The sequence below is a fragment of the Bacillus sp. ATD genome, assembly GCF_050585765.1.
GTDB lineage: Bacteria > Bacillota > Bacilli > Bacillales > Bacillaceae > Bacillus > Bacillus stercoris.
The window spans coordinates 724,296-749,757 of sequence record NZ_JBOBQH010000001.1; the positions used below are offsets into that span (position 1 = coordinate 724,296).

Below are 25,462 nucleotides of genomic sequence, written 5' to 3' on the forward strand. Positions count from 1 at the left end.
AAGACAGCAACCGGTTTTTAAAAGGAGGTTCACAATGATGAGCAACCCGGTAACAATTACAGAAGCAGCAGCTTTGCATATAAAAGATATGATGAAAGAGCATGAGGAAGAAAACGCGTTTCTGCGCGTAGGCGTCAAAGGCGGCGGCTGCAGCGGGCTTTCTTACGGCATGGGCTTTGAGCATGAAAAGAGTGAATCAGACAGTGTGTTTGACCAGCACGGCATTACTGTTCTAGTTGACAAAGAAAGCCTCGACATCATGAACGGCACCGTGATTGATTATAAACAATCCATGCTCGGCGGCGGCTTCACCATCGACAATCCAAACGCCATCGCTTCATGCGGCTGCGGTTCTTCGTTCAGAACAGCAACGAATGCAGGCAAGCCTGAAGAGTGCTAAGCACTACTAAAAACGGATAGCAACTATTACTGACGCTTTTCTTAGCGATAAATTATCGTTAAGGGGGGCGTTTTTATTATGCTCTGCATTTTAAAAATGAAGCAGAGGTCCGAGTGTTTCGGACAGAGAAATCCTGTATTGTCGTTATTTTGTATTTTGTTGTAAATACAGCGAAGTTACGCTATATTTAATACATAGTATTTTATTGCAATTGCAACAAAAATACTGTTAAGGAGTTGATGGTGGAGAAGATTTTTGGTGGAATGGCAACAAGGTCAGTATCTGTTCCGTGATTTTATATAAAGGAGCTAAATCCGAACATGAGTGTAAACATTAAAAAATGCAGCCGGGAAGATTTACAAATACTCCAACAATTGAGTATCGAAACATTCAACGACACTTTTAAAGATCAGAATTCACCTGAAAATATGAAAGCCTATTTAGAAAGGGCATTTAACACGAAGCAGTTGGAAAAGGAATTATCCAATATGTCTTCGGAATTCTTTTTTGTTTACTTTGATCATGAAGTCGCTGGATATGTAAAGGTCAACATCGATGATGCGCAGTCTGAAGAAATGGGCGCTGAATCACTTGAAATCGAGAGAATTTATATAAAGAACAGCTTTCAAAAGCATGGGCTTGGCAAACATCTGCTGAATAAAGCGATAGAAATTGCGCTGGAACGTAATAAAAAGAACATTTGGCTAGGTGTATGGGAAAAAAACGAAAATGCCATTGCCTTTTATAAGAAAATGGGGTTTGTTCAGACTGGCGCCCACTCTTTTTATATGGGGGATGAAGAACAAACAGACTTAATCATGACCAAAACGCTCACATCATATTTTTCAAAGGGTGGATGTTGATGTATATTCCAAAATATTTTAAGGTCACAAATGCTGAAGACATTTGGAATTTTGTACAAGAAAACGCCTTTGGTACGATTGTCACAACAGAACAAGGAAAACCAATTGCCACTCATTTGCCGTTAGGATTTCATAAAAAAGGCGATCATTACTATATTACAGGGCATTTTGCTTATGGAAATTCTCAGTGGAGAACGTTTGAAGCCTGTGAAGATGTGCTTGTGATGTTTCAGGGACCGCACGCTTATATTTCTTCTTCCTGGTATTCACGCGAAAATGTTCCGACGTGGAATTACCAGGCTGTCCACATGTATGGAAAAGCAAGTATGTTAGAGAAAGATGAACTAGCAGAAGAATTAACAATCATGCTGGAGAAATACGAAAAACATCGTGATCATCCTGTTTTATGGGATAAGCTTTCTCCAAAACTCTTAGAACGTGAATTGAAAGGTATTGTTGGATTTAAGATTAAGGTGGAAGACATTCAGGCGGCATATAAATTAAGCCAGAACCGAAATGAAACAGATTATATGAACATCATTGATCAGTTGCAACATGAAGAAAATCCAAATGCAAAACAAATGGCAGAACTGATGAAAGATACATTCAAAAAGCGAATATAAGCATACTTTGCTGAAGAAGTAACAGAAAACGCCAAGTCAAGCGTCGCCGCTGACTTGGCGTTTTTTATGATTAATATTTATCCCCGTTAAAAATCGAATTCTTTACAATTACATAATCCACATTGCGGATGGCGTCAAGCTTTGTTCCGCCTGCATAAGAAATAGAAGATTGAAGATCCTGCTCCATTTCAATCAGTGTATCCTTGATTGAGCCTTTATGGGCCACGTGCATTTTTTTGCCTTCGACATTTTTCTTTTCGCCTTTTTGGAATTCTGAGGCTGAGCCGAAGTACTCTTTGTAAAGCTTTCCGTCTTTTTCGATCGTTTGGCCTGGCGATTCTTCGTGTCCGGCAAATAGTGAACCGATCATGACCATCGTTGCGCCGAATCGGATTGATTTTGCGATGTCGCCATGGGTGCGGATGCCGCCATCGGCGATAATCGGTTTGCTCGCAGCTTTGGCGCACCAGCGCAGCGCCGCTAATTGCCAGCCGCCTGTGCCAAAGCCGGTTTTGATTTTCGTAATACATACTTTTCCCGGTCCGATGCCGACTTTAGTGGCATCCGCTCCCGCATTTTCAAGCTCTCTGACCGCTTCGGGCGTTCCGACATTGCCAGCAATCACAAAGCTGTCCGGCAAATGTTTTTTGAGGTGCTGAATCATTTCAATGACAGCATTTGAGTGACCGTGAGCAATGTCAATTGTCACATATTCCGGAGCCAAATTTTCTTCTGCCAGCTGGCGGACAAATTCATACTCCTCCTCTTTAACGCCCACGCTGATAGAAGAGAATAATCCGCGTGCGTTCATATCTTTAATAAAATCAATTCGTGTTTCAGGCTCAAATCGGTGCATGACATAAAAGTAGCCATTTTCGGCTAGTTGAATCGCAAGCTTTTCATCTATAATCGTCTGCATATTGGCAGGGACGACGGGTAATTTAAAGGTGCGTCCGCCTAAACGTACGGATGTATCACATTCTGAACGGCTATTTACAATACATTTTGCAGAAATTAGCTGGATATCTTCGTAATCAAACACGTTTTCCATGGTTTTCACTCCTAAAAACGAATATTTAAACGTATATTATATGAAATGTTCGCCTTATATAATGTACTCTGTTTTATTTAGGATGTCAAACATTATTATTTTCTGGCAGGTGTGGTGCAAGTGTCGAAGCTTGTCATACAGAGTGAGTTTAGGTATCATAGTTTTAACGAATGGTCTTAGAGAGCGGATCAAAACGCGAATGATATACGTTCAGCAAAGCTTGGTTGTTCAGCACCAGGCTTTCTTTATGGCATGAACATGTGAAAGGAGCAAAAAAGATGGCCCAAAACGAAGAAAAAACACCGAAGTCCCAAAAGATTCAAGACCGTATTATTATGACAATGATCTGGGTAGTCGCAGCACTTGTGATTGCGCTGGTTGTTGGAACCGCACTGAATTATATAAATATCTTCAAATAAAAAAGGAGCTGTGTCACCTGACACAAACTCCTTTTTTTTATTATTTATTTTCAAAAAGACTTGTTGAGTGAAGAGGCTGTACACGGGCTTTCGGGTCCATGTAAGCCTTGGCGTTGTTCACTGCTGTCGGTGCCTCACCGAAGCCGCTGGCAATCAGGTTGACTTTTCCTTCGTATGTACAAATGTCACCTGCTGCAAAGAAGCCTTCGATATTTGTTTCCATTGTTGATTTCACGACAATGGAATTTTTCTCGATGTCCAGACCCCAGTTTTTGATCGGTCCAAGAGATGAAACGAAACCGTAGTTGACGATTAAGTCATCAATTTCTAAAATCTCTTTGCGGTCGCCTTTCACTTCTTCAAGCACAAGCTGTTCAATTTTGTCTTCACCGATCAGCTCCGCAGGGACGAATGGTGTCAGGACATTAACCTTCGACGCATGAAGGTTTTCCACACTGTGCTCGTGCGCACGGAACTTGTCGCGGCGGTGAATGATTGATACTTCTTTTGCGATCGGCTCAAGCATAAGCGCCCAGTCAACCGCGGAATCTCCACCGCCAAGGATCGCAACGCGTCTGCCGGCGAATTTTTGCAGATCGTCAACGAAGTAATGGAGGTTTTTGCCTTCATACTGCTCGGCATTTTCAAGTTCCAGCTTTCTCGGTTTGAATGCGCCGTTTCCTGCAGTAATGATGACTGTTTTAGAGTAGTGGGTTTCTTCATTTGTTACAAGCTTAAACACGCCATCCGCTTGTTTCTCAACTGATTCAACCGCTTGCTCCAGACAAATGGTTTGGTCGAATTTCGCCATTTGCTCTTTTAGGTTATTGATAAGCTCTTGCGCGCGGATTTTCGGGAATCCCGCTACATCATATATATACTTTTCAGGGTATAGGGCGCTAAGCTGTCCGCCGAGCTGAGGCAGGCTTTCGATAATTTTGACGCTTGCCTGTCTCATCCCGCCGTAAAAAGCGGTGAATAAGCCGACCGGTCCCCCGCCTATAATTGTAATATCATAAACCTTTGTATCCTCTCGCATACGAAAATTGCCTCCTAAATGAAAATTGTTATTAATTATACCATATTGCCGTTCGAATTGACGAGTCAGCAGAAAAAATCGTAAGGATACAACGCGCCCATCCATTCTTGAAAATATTTCCGCCGGCCGCTACGATAATAACCAAATGAAATGATCTTTTTCTGAATGTTTCTTGAGCCAGCCGGATAAACATGGTAGTAGTGCTATGGGTGAGGACTTCACAAAAAACTTTTCAATATATTTCATAAAATCCCGCCAATAAGCTGAAGCTAACACAAATGATGATTTTATTATGGGTCTAACAAAAGCAAAAAAAGAGAAGGTGGATGTGATGGCATTGAATAAGCCCAAAATCGTGATTTTAGGTGCAGGATATGGCGGATTGATGACGGTAACTAGGCTGACAAAGTTTGTCGGGCCGAATGATGCTGATATTACGCTTGTGAATAAACACAATTATCATTATGAAACGACATGGATGCATGAAGCGAGCGCGGGTACGCTCCACCATGACCGCTGCCGTTATCAGATAAAAGATGTAATCAACCAGTCGCGGGTCAATTTTGTACAGGATACCGTAAAGGCAATCAAAATAGATGAGAAAAAAGTTGTGCTTGCGAATGGAGAACTGCAGTACGATTATTTAGTCATCGGGCTCGGCGCCGTGCCTGAAACATTCGGCATTAAAGGTTTAAAAGAATATGCGTTTCCGATCGCCAACATCAACACGTCGCGTCTGCTGCGGGAACATATTGAGCTGCAGTTTGCGACTTACAATACGGAAGCGGAAAAAAGGCCGGACAGGTTAACGATCGTTGTTGGCGGCGCCGGATTTACGGGCATTGAATTCCTTGGCGAGCTGGCGGCTCGCGTGCCGGAGCTCTGTAAGGAGTATGACGTTGACAGAAGCCTTGTCCGGATCGTTTGTGTGGAAGCAGCGCCGACCGTTTTGCCGGGCTTTGATCCGGAACTTGTTGACTATGCCGTACATTATCTTGAGGAAAACGGAATTGAGTTCAAGATCGGCACGGCTGTACAAGAATGTACACCAGAAGGAGTCAGAGTCGGCAAAAAAGATGAGGAACCAGAGCAGATCAAATCGCAAACCGTTGTATGGGCGGCAGGTGTCCGCGGCCATCCGATTGTGGAGGAAGCCGGTTTTGAAAATATGCGCGGCCGGGTGAAAGTCAACCCTGATCTTCGCGCCCCAGGACATGACAATGTCTTTATTCTCGGTGACAGCTCGCTGTTTATGAATGAAGATACAGAGCGTCCGTATCCGCCAACTGCGCAAATTGCCATGCAGCAGGGCGTAACAGTCGCTAAAAACCTTGGCAGGCTTATTAAAGGCGGAGAGCTTGAGGAATTCAAGCCGGACATTAAGGGAACAGTGGCTTCTCTTGGCGAGCATAACGCGGTTGGGGTTGTTTATGGCAGAAAGCTGAAAGGCACGCCGGCTTCGTTTATGAAAAAAGTCATTGATAACCGATCGTTGTTTATGATTGGTGGACTCGGACTGACACTAAAAAAAGGCAAGTTCAAGTTTTTCTAAAAACCCGCGGAAGCGGGTTTTCTTTATTAAAAAACGCCAAAATAAAAAGAGAACGAGAGGAAAATAAGTATGTTTCCGCTTACATGAAAAGATTTGTCACATGATCTGACTTTATTGTTGACAGCCTGATATGTTATATTATCAGAAAATTAAGAAAAAGGGTGATGATCAGATGAAAACTGCAACGACAACCGCTTCACATGCATGCCCATTTTGCTCAGGAAAAGGATATTTTCAATTGATTCTCGGCGGTTCAGAGACTTGTCCGTCTTGCCAGGGGACAGGAAAAGACAGTCATTCATTTTCCAGACGTTGACTTTATTTCCACCCCCGCGTTACACTAAAAGCAACGCAGGGGGGTGGAATAGGTTGATTAGTCTGCCAGTCGTAATCATCTCAATTGTTTTGTTTTTTGTTTTGTTTTTTGGAATCGGTTTCTTATTAAACATGCTGCTGAGAATGTCTTGGATTATGGCTGTGATTTATCCGGTTGTATGCCTTTTCATTATCAGCAAAGAAAAGCTGGTCAGCTATGTCCAGTCGCCGGGAGAATCCTTTGCCAGCCTGTTTCATCGTGTCTTATCATTAGCGGCTGCCGATGTGCTGATTTTAGCCAGCGGTTTGGCCGGCGCCATTGTGTCAGGGATAGCGATCAATATGCTCAGAAAAAGAGGATATCAAATGTTTTAACTGCCGCTTTCTTCTATAGAAAGCTTTTTTTGTATGTTCAGCTCATTCATCATTTTGAATAATGCTCTCTCCGCTTGGGAACAATGATTCGGAGGAGAGGTGAATGATGTTGAATATGATCAGACGTTTGCTGATGACCTGTTTATTTCTGCTTGCATTTGGCACGACATTTTTATCAGTGTCAGGAATTGAAGCGAAGGACTTGTCAAAATGGGTGCAGGAACATCAAGAAAAGCACTTGAAGCATGCAGGACTGACATTAAAAGCATTGCAGCAGAAACAAACACAAACGACGTCCGCGGCTAAGGATAAAACAAAACCCTTAGAAGAAGCATTTGACTGGGATGAGTATCCGGTCCAAAGAGTAACAGCAACTGGTTATACTGCAGGAGCTGAGTCGACGGGAAAAAATCCCGGTGATCCATTATACGGGCTTACATATTCAGGCGTGAAAGTGAAACGGGATCTGTATTCCACGGTTGCTGCCGACCCATCGGTTTTCCCGATCGGCACGATTTTATTCATTCCGAATTACGGTCTCGGAGTTGTAGCTGACACCGGATCGGCTATTAAGGGAAACCGCCTTGATTTGTACTTTGAAACCGTCAAAGATGTATACAATGAATGGGGCAAAAAAACCCTTGATGTATATGTGATTAAAAAGGGAACGGGAAAGATTACCGAGGATGAGCTTGAGAAGCTCAATGAAACAAAATCTTTGCAAGTGTTCAGAAATCAATATAAAACGGTGAAAGAATAAAAACGCTCCAGCGAAAGCAGGAGCGTTTTTTACATGAAAAAGTAAGCGAGTGCCAATGTTAGTAAAATACCTGTCAGGCCTCCGAAAAAGACTTCGATCGGCTGATGTCCGAGAAGCTCTTTCAGCTTTTTTTGTTTTTCTTTTTCTTCAGCTTTAGGGAAGTCCTTTGCTTCATTAACAAAACGGTTAAAATCAATGACAAGCTTATTAATGACTGTTGCCTGCTCACCGGCGTGACGTCTGACGCCAGTTGCGTCAAACATGGTGATGACGGCGAAAATGGCAGAAACCGCAAAGAGTGAGGAGCCTAATCCATGCTCCAAGGCTACGCCTGTAGAAAGCGCAGTGACCGCTGCGGAGTGAGAGCTCGGCATGCCGCCTGTGCTTGTGACCAGCGACCAGTCCAGTTTTCTGGACACGATATACTGTATGGGCACTTTGATGACCTGAGCAAAAATAATTGCGGCCAGGCTTGATAATAAAGGAAAATTCGTTAAAAGTTCCATCGGCGACATCCTTTCTATTTGAAAAATCCTTCGTGTTTCAAAAGAAAAAAGCAAGTCTTAGACTGTTGTTTGATAAAATAAGTGTAGTGGAAAGAATGTTTTTCCTATTATACCATTGTTCATTACAAATACCCATTACGTTAGGAGTGTAAGCCTCATGTTTTATGCGGTTCAGCAATTAGAGCATACAGAAACCCTTGTGGTCGGGCTTTTTCAAAAAAGCCAGCTGACAGGAAAAGCGTTGGAAATTGATGAAATGCTCGAAGGCCATCTGACACAGCTTTTAAAAGATGGTGATGTCTCTGTGAAACCGAATCAAGTATCAAAAGTATTCCCCCCAGCTTCTGCGGGTATGAAACGAATTTATTTCATTGGTCTGGGAAGAAAAGCAAATTTTACGTTTGAACAGGCGAAGGAGCGTTTTGCTCATGTTTTTCAGGCTATTCATAAAGACCGAAAACAAGAAGCAGCTGTCCTGCTTGATACGTTTATTTCGGAAGATGTGCCTCCAGCCGATGCCGCTCATGCATTAGCTGAGAGCTGCCTGCTTGCTTCCTATGAGGTGCAGGATTATAAGCACAAATCAAATGAGCCTGACAAACAAATTGAAACCGTATATGCTGTCACAGATGAAGATACACAGGAAGTGCAGGCGGGGCTTCGCGTCGGCCAGGCATACGGACAAGGGACAAATTCGGCTAGAACGCTTGTGAATATGCCAGGAAACATGCTGACCGCGACTGACCTCGCTTCATATGCAGAAGAGCTTGCGGCAAAATATGATTTTGAGTGTGAGATATTGGAGAAATCAGAGATGGAAGAGCTCGGTATGGGCGGAATACTTGCGGTAAACCAAGGCTCTGCCGAACCGCCGAAATTGATTGTGCTGAAATATCAGGGCAAAAAGGAATGGGAAGATGTCGTCGGACTTGTCGGGAAAGGGATTACATTTGACACAGGCGGCTACTCCATTAAAACGAAATCTGGAATTGTCGGCATGAAATCAGATATGGGGGGAGCTGCTGCGGTTCTCGGCGCTATGGAAACGATCGGAGAGCTTCGTCCCGAGCAAAACGTGCTGGCCGTTATTCCGTCAACCGATAATATGATCTCTGGCGGGGCGATGAAGCCTGATGACGTGATCGTATCTTTAAGCGGAAAAACAATTGAAATCCTCAATACAGATGCTGAAGGAAGGCTCGTGCTTGCAGATGGCATTACATATGCGAAACAGCATGGTGCATCAGTTCTTGTTGATGTGGCTACGCTTACCGGCGGCGTCGTTGTGGCATTAGGAACAGAAACAACCGGCGCAATGACAAATGATCAAAGCTTTTACCAGCAGGTAGCTGATGCTGCACAAGAGTGCGGCGAGGCGATCTGGCAGCTGCCGATAACAGAGAAGGATAAAAAGCGCGTAAAAAGCAGCCAAATGGCGGATCTCAGCAACTCGCCGGGGCGTGAAGGACATGCGATTATGGCAGGAACGTTTCTTGGAGAATTTGCTGAGTCAACACCTTGGGTTCATCTTGATATTGCGGGCACAGCGACTGCCAATAAAGCGACCTGCTTTGGACCATCCGGTGCAACCGGTGTTATGGCAAGAACATTGGCTACACTTGCGGAGCGATTTGCATTGGAAGAAGAAAAAAGCGAATAATGTTGAATCCCTGCGGCAACATGCGGCAGGGATTTTTTCTTCCAAAATCTTTAGTTGACTAAAGTGGATCGGTTATGATACGATACGTTCGTACTTTATTTAACTACTACATTAGCAAACTAAAGGATTTTTGGAGGGGTATCATGAATGCAGTCGTCATCGCAGTCCTGCTTATGCTTGTATTAAGCCTGCTGCGTGTCAATATTGTTATCGCATTAATTATAGGCGCCTTAGCCGGCGGGTTAACAGGCGGGCTCGGTCTTGGCGAAACGGTTAAAGCTTTCACAGACGGTCTCGGCGGAAATGCCACCGTTGCAGTCAGCTACGCCATGCTTGGCGCGTTTGCCGCCGCTTTGACGAAAACGGGTCTTCCGGACGCAATGGTGGAAGCCTCCGTTAAATTAATCGGAAATAAAGAAGATTCTCGCAAAAAAGCACTGTCTAAGGTGCTGATTGTGCTGATTATTTTAATTGTATCTTGTTTTTCTCAAAACGTCGTTCCAGTTCACATCGCGTTTATCCCGGTGCTGATTCCGCCGCTTTTGAAAATCTTTAATGAACTTGAAATGGACCGCCGTCTGATTGCGTGTGTGATCACTTTTGGTTTAACGGCGCCTTATATTGTGCTGCCGGTTGGTTTCGGGCAAATCTTCCAGGGAATGCTCAAGGATAATATGGCAGATGCCGGATTAAACGTATCTCTCGGTGATATTCCTTATGCGTTAATGATTCCTGTAGCAGGTATGGTTATAGGTCTGATTTTATCAATCATCGTATTCCGTAAACCGAAAACATATGAAACAAAAGAAATATCTGGTGCGAGCTCTTCTCCATATACGAAAAAAAGTCTGGCTATCGCGGTGCTTGCCATCGTTGTGTCACTCGGCGTCCAGCTTTACTTATCTCAGACTTTGGGAGTAGAAGGGATGATTATGGGGGCGCTGGCAGGCCTGGTTATTCTGTTTGTCAGCGGTGTGATGAAGCGTGATGAAGCGGACTCGCTGATTACTGACGGAATGGTCTTAATGGCCTTTATCGGCTTTGTCATGCTTGTTGCAGCCGGGTTTTCAAACGTATTAACGAAAACCGGAGATGTCGAGTCACTGGTTAAAACAGCAGCTGGCATCATGGGGCACAGTCAGTTAGTGGGTGCATTGCTGATGCTCATTGTCGGCTTGTTCATTACAATGGGAATCGGATCTTCTTTTGCGACGATTCCTGTTATCACAACGATCTTTGTGCCTCTTTGCCTGCAGCTTGGATTCAGCCCGATGGCAACGGTTGCGATAATCGGGGCAGCTGCTGCGCTTGGCGATGCCGGTTCACCTGCCAGCGACAGTACGCTTGGACCGACTTCAGGTTTAAGTGCGGACGGCCAGCATCACCACATTTGGGACACTTGTGTGCCGACTTTTGTATTTTATAATATCCCGCTTATTATCTTTGGATGGATTGCAGCGCTTGTTTTATAAGGAAAAAGGCTCCCCTTTACTGGGGAGCCTTTTCTCGTTATCATAAAAAAACCGTTCCCATAGAACGGTTTTTACGTGGACGATATGTGATTTCTGTTAAAGCCAGTTGCTTTATGAATAGACCGGTAGATCCCTGGTGCGATAAACGCCAGTATGACAGCCAGCGCCGTGTCTTTTACCATAAACCAAGTCATAAAGCCCCAAGCTGTGCCGTAGCTTACCGGCGTATGAATCCACAGCTTCAGTGCAAGATACATATAGGTAGTGCCGATGATATACATGATTGCCGTTCCGATAAGTGAAGCAATGAGAAATCGAATTTTGCTTGGCTGAATTTTTCGTTCTAAAAACCATCCCGCTGCAAATGCTGCCGGGATGTATGAGATAATAAACCCGCCGCTTTTCCCTGCAAACGGTGCGAAGCCTGCAGAAAATTGAGCAAACACAGGCGCTCCGGCCAATCCGACAAGTGCATATACAATCATGGCAATCGCTGCTCGTTTGCTGCCGAGAAGCAAGGCTGCCAAGAGACAGAAAAACGGCTGCATCGAAAGCGGAATGCCGGCAACTTGTAAAAAGGGTGCTACTGAGGTAAGGTTGGCTCCGACAGCCATAAGTGCGGCGAACATGCCGATCAGCGCCATATCGGCCGCGCGAAGTTTACGTTGTTTCATAGTTGTCCCCCTTAGGTTTACATACACAATCATAGAGTAATAAAGAACGGAAATATTGTCAACATAAATTAAAACGAGGTTAACAAAAGGGAGGGTTCCATATGTATTTTGGAAAAACAAAACAGTCCGATCAATCTGGAAGAGTGCCCCCAAATCAAAATGTCACCACTTCATTTCCTGTGCTTCATACGGGAAGTGTCCCATATTACGAAGATATGACGAGATGGAATCTTCAAGTATATGGTTTGGTTGACCAACCGATGCTGCTGAGCTTTGAAGATGTCAAAGCCTTTCCGAAGTACGAATCGAAAAATGACATTCATTGTGTCACGGGCTGGTCGAGGCTTGATAATGTGTGGCAAGGCGTGCGTGCTCGTGATATAGCGGAAAAAGCGGGTGTGAAAGAAGAAGCTGGCTACGTTATTTTACATGCGGAAGAAGGCTGGACGACCAATCTGCCGCTTGATGATTTCTTAGCGGAAACTTCCCTTCTGGCTTATGCGCATAATGGCGAGCCATTAACGCCTGAACACGGCTTCCCGCTGCGGGGTGTATTTCCGCATCTGTATTTTTGGAAAAGCGCCAAATGGCTGCGCGGCATCCAATTTACGAAAGAAAACCATCCAGGCTTTTGGGAACGGAATGGCTATCACATGAGAGGGGATCCTTGGCAAAATCAAAGATTTACATGGGATTAAGGTTCTATTTCAAACAGGACCATCCGCATCTTTATCAGGTTTTTATTTCCATATTGGTAGTCTGCAGGTACCTTATTTGATACAGGTGCCTTTTTTATTCGGGAAAAAGTTGACTTTCTTTGGAAGAAAACCTATTATTTGAGTTGTCTAGTTGATAGTGAAAATCATTATCATACATTGCGTTTAGTTTAAGGAGAGGAATGTCGTACTGCATGAAAGAGCAAACAACAGACCGGACGAAAGGCGGAACACCAAACGCATATACGATTCCTGGTACAGAAGTGCGTATGATGTCTTCTCGCATTGAAAACCGTACCTATCATATTTTTATCTCGAAACCGAATACGCCGCCACCACCCGCTGGCTATCCTGTGATTTATCTGCTGGATGCCAATTCTGTCTTTGGAACGATGACGGAAGCCGTTCGAATACAGGGGCGCCGACCTGAAAAAACAGGGGTAATTCCTGCAGTGATCGTCGGCATTGGCTATGAGACAGCGGAGCCGTTTTCCTCAGCGCGTCACCGGGATTTTACAATGCCGACAGCCCACTCGAAGCTGCCGGAACGGCCCGACGGCAAAGAATGGCCGGAGCATGGCGGAGCAGAGAGCTTTATCAGGTTTATTGAGGAGGATCTGAAACCGGAGATAGAACGAGATTACCAGATTGACAAAAATAGACAAACAATCTTTGGCCACTCGCTTGGCGGGCTTTTCGTGCTACAGGTGCTGTTCACTAAGCCGGAGGCGTTTCAAACTTATATTGCGGGAAGTCCGTCCATTCATTGGAATAAACCTTTTATTCTCGAGAAATCGGATCATTTTGCCTCCCTCACTAAGAAAAACAATCAGCCTATCAATATCCTGCTTGCCGCAGGGGAATTGGAGCAGCATCATAAAAGCCGGATGAACGACAATGCGAGGGAGCTTTACGAGCGGCTGGCCGTTTTATCTGGACAAGGCATACGGGCAGAATTTTGTGAGTTTTCAGGAGAAGGGCATATTTCGGTTCTTCCTGTTTTGGTCAGCCGGGCGCTGCGTTTTGCGCTTCATCCTGACGGACCGCATCTTTCAATGGGCTGAGACATACTCAGCCTAGCTTCTAAAAAATAGTTGTCACTGAAATTATATTTGACTGTCACATGACATTTGGATATGATTATTTTTATAATTGATAATGATAATCATTATCAATAAATCGCGCTTTTCAAAGTGCGGCAGTCTTTTTCTCTGGATTCTGTTCGGCATCTAGAGTGAAGAAAGGAATTGATGATATGAATGCAACGGATATAAAGGGCAAAATTGCTTTTATAACAGGGGCAGCCCAAGGGATAGGTGAAGCTGTTGCGCGGACGCTTGCCGGTCAAGGCGCACATATTGCGGCAGTTGATTATAATCCAGAAAAGCTGGAAAAGGTTGTGAACAGCCTCAAAGCGGAAGGGCACCATGCGGAAGCTTTTCCTGCGGATGTGAGAGACAGCGCAGCGATTGACGAGATCACGGCGCGCATCGAACGTGAGATGGGGCCGATTGATATTTTGGTGAATGTAGCGGGTGTCCTTCGTCCGGGTCTTATCCATTCGCTTAGCGATGAGGAATGGGAAGCGACGTTCTCAGTGAATTCGACTGGCGTATTTAACGCCTCGCGTTCAGTCAGCAAATATATGATGGACCGGAGATCGGGTTCGATCGTAACGGTCGGATCAAATGCTGCGGGTGTGCCAAGAACATCTATGGCGGCATATGCCTCTTCAAAGGCTGCGGCTGTGATGTTTACGAAATGCCTTGGCCTTGAGCTTGCAGAATACAATATTCGCTGCAACATCGTGTCTCCCGGATCAACGGAAACAGACATGCAGTGGTCATTATGGGCCGATGAGAATGGAGCGGAGCAAGTCATAAAAGGATCACTTGAGACATTTAAAACAGGGATCCCGCTCAAAAAATTAGCCCAACCTTCGGATATTGCGGATGCAGTGCTCTTTTTGGTTTCTGGCCAGGCAGGGCATATTACGATGCATAATTTATGCGTAGATGGCGGCGCGACGTTAGGCGTGTAACTGAATTAAAGGAGGTTCATGAGAATGTTGGAACAAAACGTTATACCAGAAACAAAAGCAGAGCATTTGCTTCATGAGTATCAGCCGGGTGCCTTTTTCTTAGCTTCACCTCATCGCGTACTGTTAGCGAAAGGCATATGTGAAATCGTACCGGGGGCAGACGGACAAAATCAAATGGAAACCCTTTCCGTCCGTATTGCAGAGACGCTGCGTCAGGCAAAGCGATCGGGCCAAAGCCGTCCGCTTGTTGTCGGGGCCGTTCCATTTGATCAAGTAAAAGCAGCGCGGCTCGTTGTTCCTGAAGAAGTTCGCTGGTCAGGACCGCTTCAATTTGACCATGCGGAGAAGGAACAGCAATGTGAGCATACATACCACATAGAGCCTGTTCCGGCACCGGAGGATTATAAAAATGGTGTGGAACAAGGACTGGCGCGCATTGCCGATGGAACACTCAGCAAAATCGTTCTGTCCAGGTCGCTGCAGCTGACATCGCCTGAACCGATTCAGACGGATGAGCTGCTTCGCCATTTGGCTCAGCATAACACGCATGGCTACACATTTGCCGCGGACGTGTCCAGTCAGGCGGAAACATCTCCCCGCCGAACATTGCTCGGTGCAAGTCCGGAGCTTCTCGTTTCAAGGATGGGAACTCAGGTCGTTTCCAATCCATTAGCCGGTTCAAGGCCGCGCAGTGATGATCCTGTTGAAGACCAGCGCCGGGCAGCTGAATTGCTTGCTTCCGCAAAGGATCTTCATGAGCACGCAGTTGTGGCTGACGCAGTTGCGGCAGCGCTAAGGCCTTTCTGCCGGACGCTGGATGTTCCGGAGAAGCCTTCACTGATCAAAACAGAAACGATGTGGCACCTGTCCAGCGTGATTAAGGGAGAGCTTTCCGATCCATCTGTAACCGCACTTGAATTGGCGGCGGCACTTCACCCGACGCCGGCGGTCTGCGGAACACCGACTGATCTTGCAAGAGAAGCGATTCTCAGCATTGAGCCGTTCGACCGCGGTTTCTTTACCGGCATGGTCGGCTGGTGTGACGATGCGGGTGACGGAGAATGGATCGTGACGATCCGTTGTGCAGAGGCAGAAGATCGCTCACTCCGCCTGTATGCGGGAGCTGGTGTTGTTGCCGGATCAAAGCCAGAGGACGAGCTTCAGGAGACATCCGCAAAGTTTCGGACAATGCTGCGGGCAATGGGTGTGAATCACTTATGATCAGAATGAATTGCTGGAGGGATACAATATGCTGAATGGATTTACTCCTTGGCCTGAAGAGGTAGCTGAGATATATCGGAAAAACGGCTGCTGGGCCGGCGAGACGTTTGGAGATTTGTTAAGAGACCGGGCAGCCAAATATGGCGATCGTATTGCGATTACATGCGGGAACACCCATTGGAGTTATCAAGAGCTTGACACAAGGGTTGATCGTCTGGCTGCCGGATTTCAGAAGCTTGGCATTCAACAGATGGATCGTGTCGTGGTGCAGTTGCCAAATATCAAAGAGTTTTTTGAAGTCATTTTCGCGCTTTTCCGCCTGGGGGCGCTTCCAGTCTTCGCACTGCCTTCACATCGAAGCAGTGAAATTACATACTTTTGCGAGTTTGCGGAAGCGGCTGCATATATCATTCCCGATTCTTATTCTGGTTTTGACTACCGTTCACTTGCCAGACAGGTTCAAAGCAAGCTGCCGACGTTGAAACACGTCATTGTCGCAGGTGAGGCAGAGGAATTTTTGCCGCTGAACGATTTGCATACAGAACCTGTAAAACTGCCTGAAGTCAAATCTTCAGATGTGGCGTTCCTCCAGCTTTCTGGCGGGAGCACCGGGCTATCGAAACTGATTCCGAGGACTCACGACGACTACATTTACAGTCTGAAGCGGAGTGTCGAGGTCTGCTGGCTCGACGACAGCACGGTATACTTGGCTGCGCTGCCGATGGCGCACAATTATCCGCTGAGCTCACCGGGGGTTCTCGGCGTATTATACGCTGGAGGAAGAGTGGTTTTATCTCCTTCTCCAAGTCCAGATGACGCATTTCCTTTGATTGAAAGAGAGAAGGTCACGATAACCGCTCTTGTTCCGCCTCTTGCGATGGTATGGATGGATGCGGCATCCTCACGCCGTGACGATTTATCCAGCCTTCAAGTGCTGCAGGTCGGCGGTGCCAAGTTCAGTGCTGAAGCCGCGCGAAGGGTAAAAGCTGTTTTCGGCTGCACGCTGCAGCAGGTGTTCGGAATGGCAGAGGGGCTTGTCAATTATACGAGATTGGATGACCCTGAGGAGATCATTGTCAATACCCAAGGAAAACCGATGTCCCCATATGATGAAGTGCGTGTTTGGGATGATCAGGATCGCGATGTAAAACCTGGTGAAGCAGGCCACTTGCTAACGCGGGGACCGTATACAATTCGAGGTTACTATAAGGCGGAAGAGCATAATGCTGCTTCATTTACTGAGGACGGTTTTTACCGTACGGGTGATATCGTCAGGCTGACACCAGACGGCTATATTGTCGTTGAAGGCCGTGCGAAGGACCAAATTAACCGTGGAGGAGAAAAGGTTGCGGCTGAAGAGGTAGAAAATCATTTGCTGGCGCATCCGGCTGTCCATGATGCGGCAATGGTCTCCATGCCTGATCAATTTCTTGGCGAGAGATCTTGTGTGTTTATTATTCCCCGGGATGAAGCCCCGAAATCCGCAGAGCTCAAAGCTTTTTTGAGAGAGCGCGGACTGGCGGCATATAAAATTCCCGACCGTATAGAATTTGTCGAATCCTTTCCGCAGACAGGGGTAGGAAAGGTAAGCAAAAAGGCTCTTCGTGAAGCCATTTCCGAGAAACTTCTTGCAGGGTCAAAAAAATAAATCAACAATTTGAGAGGAAGTGTTCATATGGCTATACCTGCCATTCAGCCGTATCAAATGCCGACAGCATCTGATATGCCGCAAAACAAAGTCTCATGGGTGCCTGAACCAAATCGGGCGGTCCTATTAATACACGATATGCAAAACTATTTTGTCGATGCTTTCACAGCGGGAGCGTCTCCGGTAACAGAGCTTTCAGCGAATATACGAAAGCTGAAGAATCAATGTGTTCAGCTTGGGATTCCTGTTGTCTATACCGCACAGCCGGGAAGCCAAAATCCGGATGACCGTGCGCTGCTGACAGACTTTTGGGGCCCGGGATTAAACAGCGGTCCTTATGAGGAGAAAATTATAACCGAGCTGGCACCAGAGGATGATGATCTTGTGCTGACAAAATGGAGATACAGCGCGTTTAAGAGAACGAATCTGCTCGACATTATGCGGAAAGAGGGACGCGATCAGCTGATCATTACCGGAATTTATGCCCATATTGGCTGTCTCGTTACAGCATGTGAGGCATTTATGGAGGATATAAAAGCCTTTTTTGTGGGAGATGCAGTTGCTGATTTTTCATTAGAAAAACATCAAATGGCGCTGGACTATGCGGCTGGACGCTGTGCGTTTACCGTGATGACTGACAGTCTTCTTGACCAGCTGCAGAACGCGCCGGCAGACGTTCAAAAAACGTCAGCAAACACCGGCAAAAAAGAAGTGTTTACATGTGAGAATATCCGTAAACAAATTGCTGAGCTTCTGCAAGAAACACCGGAAGACATTACAGATCAAGAGGATTTGCTCGATCGTGGTCTAGATTCGGTAAGGATCATGACATTGGTGGAACAATGGCGCCGTGAAGGGGCAGAGGTGACTTTCGTGGAATTGGCTGAACGCCCAACGATCGAAGAATGGCAGAAATTGCTCACAACCCGCAGCCAGCAAGTGCTGCCAAACGCGGATTATTTATAAAAGGAGGGTAAACAAACGGATGCCTGATACAAAAGATCTTCAATATTCTTTGACCGGGGCGCAAACTGGCATATGGTTTGCTCAGCAGCTTGATCCGGACAATCCAATCTACAATACGGCAGAATATATAGAAATCAATGGACCCATCAATATTGCTCTTTTTGAAGAAGCTTTGCGGCACGTGATCAAGGAAGCGGAATCGCTGCATGTCCACTTCGGTGAAAATATGGACGGGCCATGGCAGATGATAAACCCGTCTCCGGATGTACAGCTGCACGTCATTGACGTCAGCTCTGAGCCTGATCCGGAAAAAACAGCATTAAACTGGATGAAAGCAGATTTGGCAAAGCCGGTTGATTTAGGAGATGACCCTTTGTTCAATGAAGCTCTGTTTATTGCCGGGCCTGATCGTTTCTTTTGGTATCAGCGCATTCACCATATAGCGATCGATGGCTTCGGTTTTTCCCTGATAGCCCAGCGTGTGGCAAGTACATATACCAAGCTTATAAAAGGACAAACAGCTAAAGATCGTTCCTTTTGGTCTCTCCAAGCCATTTTGGAGGAGGATACAGATTATCGCGGATCAGAGCAGTATGAGAAGGATCGTCAATTCTGGCTGGACCGTTTTGCAGATGCACCTGAAGTTGTGAGCTTGGCTGATCGGGCGCCAAGAACATCTAACAGTTTTCTTCGTCATACGGCATATCTGCCTCCGTCTGATGTAAACGCGTTAAAAGAAGCGGCGCGCTATTTCTCAGGAAGCTGGCATGAAGTTATGATTGCGGTGTCAGCTGTTTATGTGCACCGTATGACCGGCTCTGAGGATGTTGTGCTCGGCCTGCCCATGATGGGAAGGATAGGTTCCGCATCACTGAATGTACCGGCTATGGTGATGAACCTTCTCCCTCTTCGGCTGACTGTCAGCTCTTCGATGAGCTTTTCTGAACTGATTCAGCAAATTTCCCGGGAAATCCGCAGTATTCGGCGACATCATAAGTATCGCCATGAAGAGCTTCGGCGTGATCTGAAATTGATAGGAGAAAATCATAGATTATTTGGCCCTCAAATCAATCTCATGCCGTTTGATTATGGTCTCGACTTTGCCGGGGCCCGGGGCATAACGCATAATCTTTCAGCCGGTCCTGTTGATGATCTATCAATCAATGTATATGACAGAACAGATGGCAGCGGGCTGCGAATTGATGTTGATGCGAATCCCGAGGTATACAGCGAGTCTGATATCAAGCATCATCAGCAGCGTATCCTGCAGTTGCTGCAAGCGGCTTCAGCTGGGGAGGACATGCTGATTGGGCAAATGGAGCTTTTGCTGCCAGAGGAGAAAGAACAAGTCATTCATAAATGGAACCATACGGAAAAATCCGAGAAGCTGGTCAGACTCCAAGACATGTTCGAAAAACAGGTAGTTCAAACGCCAGAACGTATCGCTCTTATGTGTGATGACATTCAAGTCAACTATCGAAAGCTCAATGAAGAGGCAAATCGCCTTGCGCATCTGTTGATTGAAAAAGGCCTTGGTCCCGAGCAATTTGTCGCTTTGGCGCTGCCGCGTTCTCCAGAGATGGTGGCTTCAATGCTTGCTGTGCTCAAGACTGGTGCGGCGTATCTCCCACTTGATCCGGAGTTTCCTGCCGACCGTATTTCTTACATGCTGGAGGATGCGAAGCCTTCATGCATCATAACGACTGAGGAAATAGCAGCCAGTCTGCCTGATGACCTGGATGTACCGGAGCTAGTGCTTGATCAGGCTGTTACCCAGGAGGTTTTAAAACGCTATTCGCCTGACAATCCGAATGTATCGGTTTCTCTTGACCATCCTGCGTATATTATCTATACATCAGGATCAACCGGAAGACCGAAGGGTGTCGTTGTGACACAGAAAAGCTTAAGCAATTTTCTGCTGTCCATGCAGGAGGCATTTTCTCTAGGAGAAGAAGACAGGCTGTTGGCTGTGACGACTGTCGCTTTTGATATTTCAGCATTGGAGTTATATCTTCCGCTGATTAGCGGTGCGCAAATCGTGATCGCAAAGAAAGAAACGATCCGAGAGCCACAGGCATTAGCTCAAATGATTGAAAATTTCGATATCAATATCATGCAGGCAACACCGACACTATGGCATGCTTTGGTGACGAGTGAACCTGAGAAACTTCGGGGGCTTAGAGTGCTTGTCGGAGGTGAGGCGCTGCCGAGCGGTCTTTTGCAGGCGCTTCAAGACCTTCATTGTTCAGTCACGAATTTATACGGTCCGACTGAAACAACGATTTGGTCTGCAGCAGCTTTTCTTGATGAAGGGCTGAAGGGCGTTCCGCCGATTGGCAAACCGATTTGGAATACGCAGGTGTATGTGCTTGATAACGGTCTGCAGCCGGTGCCGCCGGGGGTTGTCGGCGAGCTTTATATCGCAGGAACCGGCTTGGCCAGAGGTTATTTCCACCGCCCTGATTTAACGGCTGAGCGTTTTGTTGCAGATCCATATGGACCGCCGGGGACTCGGATGTATCGGACCGGAGACCAGGCTCGCTGGCGCGCTGATGGGTCTTTGGATTATATCGGGCGGGCGGATCATCAAATCAAAATTCGCGGATTCCGAATTGAACTCGGAGAAATTGATGCCGTGCTTGCCAAGCACCCGCACATTGAACAGGCAGCGGTTGTCGTACGGGAAGATCAGCCGGGAGACAAACGATTGGCGGCTTATGTAGTCGCTGATTCTGTTATCGATATTGCCGAGCTTCGCCGTTATATGGGGGCCAGTCTTCCTGATTATATGGTACCGGCGGCGTTTGTGGAGATGGACGAGCTGCCGTTAACACCTAATGGCAAGCTTGACCGAAAAGCACTGCCGGCACCAGATTTCAGCACATCTGTCAGTGATCGGGCTCCGCGGACTCCTCAGGAAGAGATATTGTGTGACTTGTTTGCAGAGGTTCTCGGTTTGGCACGTGTCGGTATAGATGACAGTTTCTTCGAGCTTGGCGGTCATTCTCTTCTCGCAGCCCGTCTGATGAGCCGCATTCGCGAGGTAATGGGAGCCGAACTTGGTATCGCCAAGCTCTTTGACGAACCGACAGTAGCCGGTCTCGCTGCCCATCTTCATCAGGCGCAGAGTGCACGTCCCGCTTTGCAAAGAGCTGAGCGGCCTGAAAAGATCCCGCTATCATTTGCCCAGCGCCGGCTATGGTTCCTACATTGTCTGGAAGGACCGAGTCCTACTTATAATATTCCGGTTGCTGTCCGTTTGTCGGGTGAGCTTGATCAAGGAGTGCTGAAAGCGGCACTTTATGACCTCGTCTGCCGTCATGAAAGTTTGCGGACGATCTTCCCTGAAACACAGGGGACATCCTATCAGCATATTTTAGATGCCGACCAAGCCCGTCCTGAGTTGCATGTTACTGAAATTGCTGAGAAGGAGCTTTCTGATCGGCTTGCCGAAGCTGTACGATACAGCTTTGATCTTGCAGCTGAACCGGCCTTTCGTGCCGAGCTTTTTGTGATCGGTCCTGACGAGTACGTGCTGCTTCTTCTCGTGCATCATATTGTCGGGGACGGCTGGTCCTTAACGCCGCTGACCCGAGATCTTGGGACGGCTTATGCGGCTCGCTGCCACGGAAAAGCTCCCGAATGGGCGCCTCTTGCTGTGCAGTATGCGGACTATGCGCTTTGGCAGCAAGAACTGCTTGGAAACGAGAATGATCCAAATAGCTTGATTGCCGGACAGCTTGCTTTCTGGAAAGAAACCTTGAAGAACCTGCCTGATCAGCTTGAACTGCCAACCGATTATTCACGTCCGGCTGAGCCGAGCCATGATGGGGATACGATTCATTTTCGTATTGAGCCCGGCCTTCACAAGCGCTTGCAGGAGCTGGCTCGCGCAAATAGGGTGAGCCTATTTATGGTGCTTCAATCCGGTCTCGCTGCTTTATTGACAAGGCTTGGGGCGGGTACCGACATTCCGATCGGCAGTCCGATCGCGGGACGGAATGATGATGCGCTGGGAGATCTTGTAGGGCTGTTTATCAATACATTGGTGCTCAGAACCGATACGTCCGGTGACCCAAGCTTCCGTGAGCTTCTTGACAGAGTGAGGGAAGTGAATCTGGCAGCCTATGACAATCAGGATCTGCCGTTTGAGAGACTTGTAGAGGTGCTCAATCCGGCTCGTTCGCGTGCGACGCATCCTTTGTTCCAAATCATGCTTGCGTTCCAAAACACACCGGATGCTGAACTGCAACTTCCTGACATGGAGAGCAGCCTGCGAATCAACAGTGTCGGTTCTGCCAAGTTTGATTTGACGCTGGAAATCAGTGAAGATCGCCTTGCTGACGGGACACCAAACGGGATGGAAGGACTGCTTGAATACAGCACTGATCTTTTCAAGCGGGAAACGGCTCAGGCTCTTGCTGACCGATTGATGCGCCTGTTGGAGGTTGCAGAGTCTGATCCTGACGAGCAAATCGGAAATCTGGATATTCTTGCGCCAGAGGAACGCAGCAATATGGTGACAGATTGGCAAGGTATATCTGAAAAGATTCCGCACGCATGTTTACCGGAGCAGTTTGAGAAACAGGCTGCTTTACGTCCTGATGCCATTGCCGTTGTTTATGAAGATCAGGCACTGAGCTATGCAGAGCTGAATGAAAGAGCAAATCGGCTTGCCCGCATGCTGATTAATGAAGGTGTCGGGCCGGAGCAATTTGTGGCATTGGCACTGCCCCGATCATTGGAAATGGCTGTCGGACTACTGGCGGTGCTGAAAGCGGGAGCAGCTTATCTGCCTCTTGATCCGGATTATCCGGCTGATCGAATTGCTTTTATGCTAAAAGATGCACAGCCCGCGTTTATCATGACGAACACTAAAGCTGCAGAGCACATTCCGCCAGCGGACAACGTGCCGAAAATCGTACTAGATGATCTCGAACTGGAAAAGAAACTAAACACATACCCAGCTGATAATCCGGATAATACGGATCGGACCCAGCCGCTTACGCCTTTGAATACGGCGTATGTCATTTATACATCCGGCTCTACAGGTGTTCCAAAAGGTGTGATGATTCCTCACCAAAACGTAACGCGTTTATTTGCAGCGACCGAGCACTGGTTCCATTTCAGCTCAGACGATATCTGGACCATGTTCCATTCCTACGCTTTTGACTTTTCAGTGTGGGAGATTTGGGGTCCTCTGCTGCATGGCGGGCGTCTCGTCATCGTACCTCATCACGTCAGCAGATCGCCAGAAGCATTTCTGCGCCTGCTTGTCAAAGAGGGTGTGACCGTTCTGAATCAGACACCGTCCGCTTTCTATCAGTTTATGCAGGCTGAACGGGAACAGCCGGATCTCGGACAAGCGCTCAGCCTGCGCTATGTCATTTTTGGCGGAGAAGCGCTTGAACTCAGCCGTTTAGAGGATTGGTATAACCGCCACCCTGAAAATAGACCGCAGCTTATCAATATGTATGGTATTACAGAAACAACCGTGCATGTGAGCTATATCGAATTAGACCGAAGCATGGCGGCTTTACGGGCAAACAGCTTGATCGGCTGCGGCATTCCCGATCTTGGTGTATATGTGCTGGATGAGCGCCTGCAGCCGGTGCCGCCGGGTGTTGCCGGAGAGCTGTATGTATCAGGAGCAGGGTTAGCACGAGGTTATCTAGGCCGGGCTGGATTAACAGCGGAACGCTTCATAGCTGATCCGTTCGGTCCTCCAGGCACTAGGATGTACCGCACTGGGGATGTGGCCCGCCTCCGCGCTGATGGTTCTCTTGACTATGTCGGCCGCGCCGATCATCAGGTGAAAATTCGGGGATTCCGGATTGAACTGGGAGAAATTGAAGCCGCGCTCATTCAGCATCCGCAGCTTGAAGATGCGGCAGTGATCGTTCGTGAGGATCAGCCGGGAGATAAACGGTTGGCAGCTTATGTCATCCCTTCGGAAGAAACATTTGATACGGCGGAACTGCGCAGATATGCTGCTGAGAGATTGCCGGATTACATGGTGCCTGCTGCCTTTGTGACGATGAAAGAATTGCCGCTGACACCGAATGGAAAGCTAGATCGTAAAGCGCTGCCCGCTCCGGATTTCGCAGGGGCAGTGACAGGGCGCGGACCGAGAACGCCGCAGGAAGAAATTCTCTGTGACTTGTTTATGGAGGTGCTTCACTTGCCGCGTGTCGGCATTGATGATCGTTTCTTTGATTTAGGCGGACATTCCTTGCTTGCTGTACAGCTCATGAGCCGCATCCGCGAATCCCTCGGCGTTGAACTCAGCATCGGCAACCTATTCGAAGCGCCGACTGTTGCCGGTCTTGCTGAAAGACTTGAAATGGGATCAAGCCAAAGCGCTCTTGATGTTCTGCTGCCGCTCCGAACAAGCGGAGACAAGCTTCCTTTATTCTGTGTTCATCCGGCAGGGGGGCTCAGCTGGTGCTATGCCGGTTTGATGACGAATATAGGAACGGATTATCCGATCTATGGCTTGCAGGCACGGGGAATCGGGCAGTGCGAGGAGCTTCCGAAAACACTTGATGACATGGCGGCCGATTACATTGAACAAATACGAACGGTTCAGCCGAAAGGCCCGTACCATCTGCTGGGCTGGTCCCTGGGCGGGAATGTCGTTCAAGCGATGGCCACCCAGCTGCAAAATCAAGGAGAAGAAGTTTCCCTATTGGTGATGCTGGATGCCTATCCAAACCACTTCCTTCCTATAAAAGAGGCGCCGGATGATGAGGAAGCGCTTATTGCCCTTCTGGCGTTAGGCGGGTACGATCCAGACAGCTTAGGGGACAAACCGCTAGATTTTGAAGCAGCAATTGAGATTCTTCGCAGTGACGGCAGTGCGCTTGCGAGCTTGGATGAAACGGTCATTTTAAATCTGAAAAATACGTATGTCAATTCTGTCGGCATTTTAGGCTCCTATAAGCCGAAAACCTTCCGTGGAAATGTTTTATTTTTCAGATCAACAATCATTCCTGACTGGTTTGATCCGATTGAACCTGATTCGTGGAATTCTTATATTAACGGACAGATTGAACAAATCGACATCAACTGCCGTCATAAAGATTTATGTCAGCCGGAACCGCTGGCTCAAATCGGCAAGGTTCTCGCTGTCAAACTGAAAGAGTTACATCAATAAGGGAG

At 47.2% G+C, this 25,462-nt stretch carries 21 protein-coding genes; 17 read left to right on the forward strand and 4 right to left on the reverse strand.

Annotated features, from left to right (window positions below; genetic code table 11):
- The first annotated feature begins 37 nt into the window (after positions 1 to 37).
- From ACQXR1_RS03675 to ACQXR1_RS03685, 3 genes are all read left to right on the forward strand, one after another.
- The gene (locus ACQXR1_RS03675) at positions 38 to 400 is read left to right on the forward strand and encodes a HesB/IscA family protein (protein WP_003244166.1); all 363 of its coding nucleotides are present in this window, start codon (positions 38 to 40) and stop codon (positions 398 to 400) included.
- Between the two features lie 320 nt (positions 401 to 720).
- Complete coding sequence (paiA, locus tag ACQXR1_RS03680) at positions 721 to 1,263, forward strand: spermidine/spermine N(1)-acetyltransferase (RefSeq protein WP_227099405.1); 543 nt, start codon at positions 721 to 723, stop codon at positions 1,261 to 1,263.
- The gene (locus ACQXR1_RS03685) at positions 1,263 to 1,886 is read left to right on the forward strand and encodes an FMN-binding negative transcriptional regulator (RefSeq protein WP_430771746.1); all 624 of its coding nucleotides are present in this window, start codon (positions 1,263 to 1,265) and stop codon (positions 1,884 to 1,886) included. Before paiA ends, ACQXR1_RS03685 begins: the two co-directional genes overlap by 1 nt.
- Before the next feature lie 70 nt (positions 1,887 to 1,956).
- On the opposite strand, the gene guaC is transcribed toward ACQXR1_RS03685, so the two are convergent.
- A complete protein-coding gene (guaC, locus tag ACQXR1_RS03690) occupies positions 1,957 to 2,937 on the reverse strand; it encodes a GMP reductase (RefSeq protein ID WP_430771747.1) in 981 nt (326 codons plus the stop codon).
- Between the two features lie 278 nt (positions 2,938 to 3,215).
- Here guaC and ACQXR1_RS03695 point away from each other — a divergent pair, with 278 nt between their 5' ends.
- Positions 3,216 to 3,356: a hypothetical protein gene (locus ACQXR1_RS03695; RefSeq protein WP_014665230.1), complete on the forward strand. Its 141-nt coding sequence runs from the start codon at positions 3,216 to 3,218 to the stop codon at positions 3,354 to 3,356.
- Between the two features lie 40 nt (positions 3,357 to 3,396).
- On the opposite strand, the gene yumC is transcribed toward ACQXR1_RS03695, so the two are convergent.
- Positions 3,397 to 4,395, reverse strand: coding sequence for a ferredoxin--NADP reductase 2 (gene yumC / locus ACQXR1_RS03700; protein ID WP_003220618.1), 999 nt, complete (start codon positions 4,393 to 4,395; stop codon positions 3,397 to 3,399).
- A 331-nt stretch (positions 4,396 to 4,726) separates the two neighbouring features.
- Here yumC and ACQXR1_RS03705 point away from each other — a divergent pair, with 331 nt between their 5' ends.
- The 4 genes from ACQXR1_RS03705 (at position 4,727) to spsC (ending at position 7,397) form a co-directional block, all read left to right on the forward strand.
- Entirely contained in the window at positions 4,727 to 5,947 is a 1,221-nt protein-coding gene (locus ACQXR1_RS03705) for an NAD(P)/FAD-dependent oxidoreductase (protein WP_430771748.1), read from the forward strand.
- 172 nt (positions 5,948 to 6,119) lie between these two features.
- Positions 6,120 to 6,263, forward strand: coding sequence for a YuiA family protein (locus tag ACQXR1_RS03710; protein WP_015714640.1), 144 nt, complete (start codon positions 6,120 to 6,122; stop codon positions 6,261 to 6,263).
- A 53-nt stretch (positions 6,264 to 6,316) separates the two neighbouring features.
- A complete protein-coding gene (locus ACQXR1_RS03715) occupies positions 6,317 to 6,637 on the forward strand; it encodes a YuiB family protein (RefSeq protein ID WP_014665226.1) in 321 nt (106 codons plus the stop codon).
- 103 nt (positions 6,638 to 6,740) lie between these two features.
- Positions 6,741 to 7,397, forward strand: a complete 657-nt coding sequence (gene spsC / locus ACQXR1_RS03720) for a stationary phase survival protein SpsC (RefSeq protein WP_080488032.1) — start codon at positions 6,741 to 6,743, stop codon at positions 7,395 to 7,397.
- 29 nt (positions 7,398 to 7,426) lie between these two features.
- On the opposite strand, the gene ACQXR1_RS03725 is transcribed toward spsC, so the two are convergent.
- Positions 7,427 to 7,903, reverse strand: a complete 477-nt coding sequence (locus ACQXR1_RS03725; protein ID WP_014665224.1) for a divergent PAP2 family protein — start codon at positions 7,901 to 7,903, stop codon at positions 7,427 to 7,429.
- Between the two features lie 157 nt (positions 7,904 to 8,060).
- On the opposite strand from ACQXR1_RS03725, the gene ACQXR1_RS03730 reads away from it, so the two are divergent.
- Positions 8,061 to 9,563, forward strand: a complete 1,503-nt coding sequence (locus tag ACQXR1_RS03730; RefSeq protein ID WP_430771749.1) for a leucyl aminopeptidase — start codon at positions 8,061 to 8,063, stop codon at positions 9,561 to 9,563.
- A 143-nt stretch (positions 9,564 to 9,706) separates the two neighbouring features.
- Complete coding sequence (locus tag ACQXR1_RS03735; protein ID WP_430771750.1) at positions 9,707 to 11,035, forward strand: Na+/H+ antiporter family protein; 1,329 nt, start codon at positions 9,707 to 9,709, stop codon at positions 11,033 to 11,035.
- Between the two features lie 71 nt (positions 11,036 to 11,106).
- Here ACQXR1_RS03735 and ACQXR1_RS03740 read toward each other — a convergent pair whose 3' ends face one another.
- Entirely contained in the window at positions 11,107 to 11,709 is a 603-nt protein-coding gene (locus tag ACQXR1_RS03740) for a biotin transporter BioY (RefSeq protein ID WP_040081953.1), read from the reverse strand.
- Between the two features lie 101 nt (positions 11,710 to 11,810).
- On the opposite strand from ACQXR1_RS03740, the gene ACQXR1_RS03745 reads away from it, so the two are divergent.
- The 7 genes from ACQXR1_RS03745 to dhbF all read left to right on the forward strand — a co-directional run bounded on the left by ACQXR1_RS03745 (position 11,811) and on the right by dhbF (position 25,457).
- Positions 11,811 to 12,407 (forward strand): sulfite oxidase-like oxidoreductase, encoded by a 597-nt coding sequence (locus ACQXR1_RS03745; protein WP_014665221.1) that lies wholly within the window; start codon positions 11,811 to 11,813, stop codon positions 12,405 to 12,407.
- Between the two features lie 212 nt (positions 12,408 to 12,619).
- Positions 12,620 to 13,489, forward strand: a complete 870-nt coding sequence (besA, locus tag ACQXR1_RS03750; protein WP_430771751.1) for a ferri-bacillibactin esterase BesA — start codon at positions 12,620 to 12,622, stop codon at positions 13,487 to 13,489.
- A gap of 191 nt (positions 13,490 to 13,680) precedes the next feature.
- The gene (locus ACQXR1_RS03755; RefSeq protein ID WP_041521529.1) at positions 13,681 to 14,466 is read left to right on the forward strand and encodes a 2,3-dihydro-2,3-dihydroxybenzoate dehydrogenase; all 786 of its coding nucleotides are present in this window, start codon (positions 13,681 to 13,683) and stop codon (positions 14,464 to 14,466) included.
- Between the two features lie 24 nt (positions 14,467 to 14,490).
- Positions 14,491 to 15,687, forward strand: a complete 1,197-nt coding sequence (dhbC, locus tag ACQXR1_RS03760; protein WP_430771752.1) for an isochorismate synthase DhbC — start codon at positions 14,491 to 14,493, stop codon at positions 15,685 to 15,687.
- A gap of 28 nt (positions 15,688 to 15,715) precedes the next feature.
- Complete coding sequence (locus ACQXR1_RS03765) at positions 15,716 to 17,335, forward strand: (2,3-dihydroxybenzoyl)adenylate synthase (RefSeq protein WP_430771753.1); 1,620 nt, start codon at positions 15,716 to 15,718, stop codon at positions 17,333 to 17,335.
- A 27-nt stretch (positions 17,336 to 17,362) separates the two neighbouring features.
- On the forward strand, positions 17,363 to 18,301 hold the full coding sequence (locus ACQXR1_RS03770) for an isochorismatase family protein (RefSeq protein WP_430771754.1): 939 nt from the start codon (positions 17,363 to 17,365) through the stop codon (positions 18,299 to 18,301).
- A gap of 19 nt (positions 18,302 to 18,320) precedes the next feature.
- Positions 18,321 to 25,457 (forward strand): non-ribosomal peptide synthetase DhbF, encoded by a 7,137-nt coding sequence (gene dhbF / locus ACQXR1_RS03775; protein ID WP_430771755.1) that lies wholly within the window; start codon positions 18,321 to 18,323, stop codon positions 25,455 to 25,457.
- Positions 25,458 to 25,462: the final 5 nt, after the last annotated feature.

What these genes read in the sequence shown, in the direction of transcription:
- ACQXR1_RS03675 (WP_003244166.1), top strand. Translation starts at nt 38, where the DNA reads ATGAGCAACCCGGTAACAATTACAGAAGCAGCAGCTTTGCATATAAAA.
- paiA (WP_227099405.1), top strand. Translation starts at nt 721, where the DNA reads ATGAGTGTAAACATTAAAAAATGCAGCCGGGAAGATTTACAAATACTC.
- ACQXR1_RS03685 (WP_430771746.1), top strand. Translation starts at nt 1,263, where the DNA reads ATGTATATTCCAAAATATTTTAAGGTCACAAATGCTGAAGACATTTGG.
- guaC (WP_430771747.1), bottom strand. Translation starts at nt 2,937, where the DNA reads ATGGAAAACGTGTTTGATTACGAAGATATCCAGCTAATTTCTGCAAAA.
- ACQXR1_RS03695 (WP_014665230.1), top strand. Translation starts at nt 3,216, where the DNA reads ATGGCCCAAAACGAAGAAAAAACACCGAAGTCCCAAAAGATTCAAGAC.
- yumC (WP_003220618.1), bottom strand. Translation starts at nt 4,395, where the DNA reads ATGCGAGAGGATACAAAGGTTTATGATATTACAATTATAGGCGGGGGA.
- ACQXR1_RS03705 (WP_430771748.1), top strand. Translation starts at nt 4,727, where the DNA reads ATGGCATTGAATAAGCCCAAAATCGTGATTTTAGGTGCAGGATATGGC.
- ACQXR1_RS03710 (WP_015714640.1), top strand. Translation starts at nt 6,120, where the DNA reads ATGAAAACTGCAACGACAACCGCTTCACATGCATGCCCATTTTGCTCA.
- spsC (WP_080488032.1), top strand. Translation starts at nt 6,741, where the DNA reads ATGATGTTGAATATGATCAGACGTTTGCTGATGACCTGTTTATTTCTG.
- ACQXR1_RS03725 (WP_014665224.1), bottom strand. Translation starts at nt 7,903, where the DNA reads ATGGAACTTTTAACGAATTTTCCTTTATTATCAAGCCTGGCCGCAATT.
- ACQXR1_RS03730 (WP_430771749.1), top strand. Translation starts at nt 8,061, where the DNA reads ATGTTTTATGCGGTTCAGCAATTAGAGCATACAGAAACCCTTGTGGTC.
- ACQXR1_RS03735 (WP_430771750.1), top strand. Translation starts at nt 9,707, where the DNA reads ATGAATGCAGTCGTCATCGCAGTCCTGCTTATGCTTGTATTAAGCCTG.
- ACQXR1_RS03740 (WP_040081953.1), bottom strand. Translation starts at nt 11,709, where the DNA reads ATGAAACAACGTAAACTTCGCGCGGCCGATATGGCGCTGATCGGCATG.
- ACQXR1_RS03745 (WP_014665221.1), top strand. Translation starts at nt 11,811, where the DNA reads ATGTATTTTGGAAAAACAAAACAGTCCGATCAATCTGGAAGAGTGCCC.
- besA (WP_430771751.1), top strand. Translation starts at nt 12,620, where the DNA reads ATGAAAGAGCAAACAACAGACCGGACGAAAGGCGGAACACCAAACGCA.
- ACQXR1_RS03755 (WP_041521529.1), top strand. Translation starts at nt 13,681, where the DNA reads ATGAATGCAACGGATATAAAGGGCAAAATTGCTTTTATAACAGGGGCA.
- dhbC (WP_430771752.1), top strand. Translation starts at nt 14,491, where the DNA reads ATGTTGGAACAAAACGTTATACCAGAAACAAAAGCAGAGCATTTGCTT.
- ACQXR1_RS03765 (WP_430771753.1), top strand. Translation starts at nt 15,716, where the DNA reads ATGCTGAATGGATTTACTCCTTGGCCTGAAGAGGTAGCTGAGATATAT.
- ACQXR1_RS03770 (WP_430771754.1), top strand. Translation starts at nt 17,363, where the DNA reads ATGGCTATACCTGCCATTCAGCCGTATCAAATGCCGACAGCATCTGAT.
- dhbF (WP_430771755.1), top strand. Translation starts at nt 18,321, where the DNA reads ATGCCTGATACAAAAGATCTTCAATATTCTTTGACCGGGGCGCAAACT.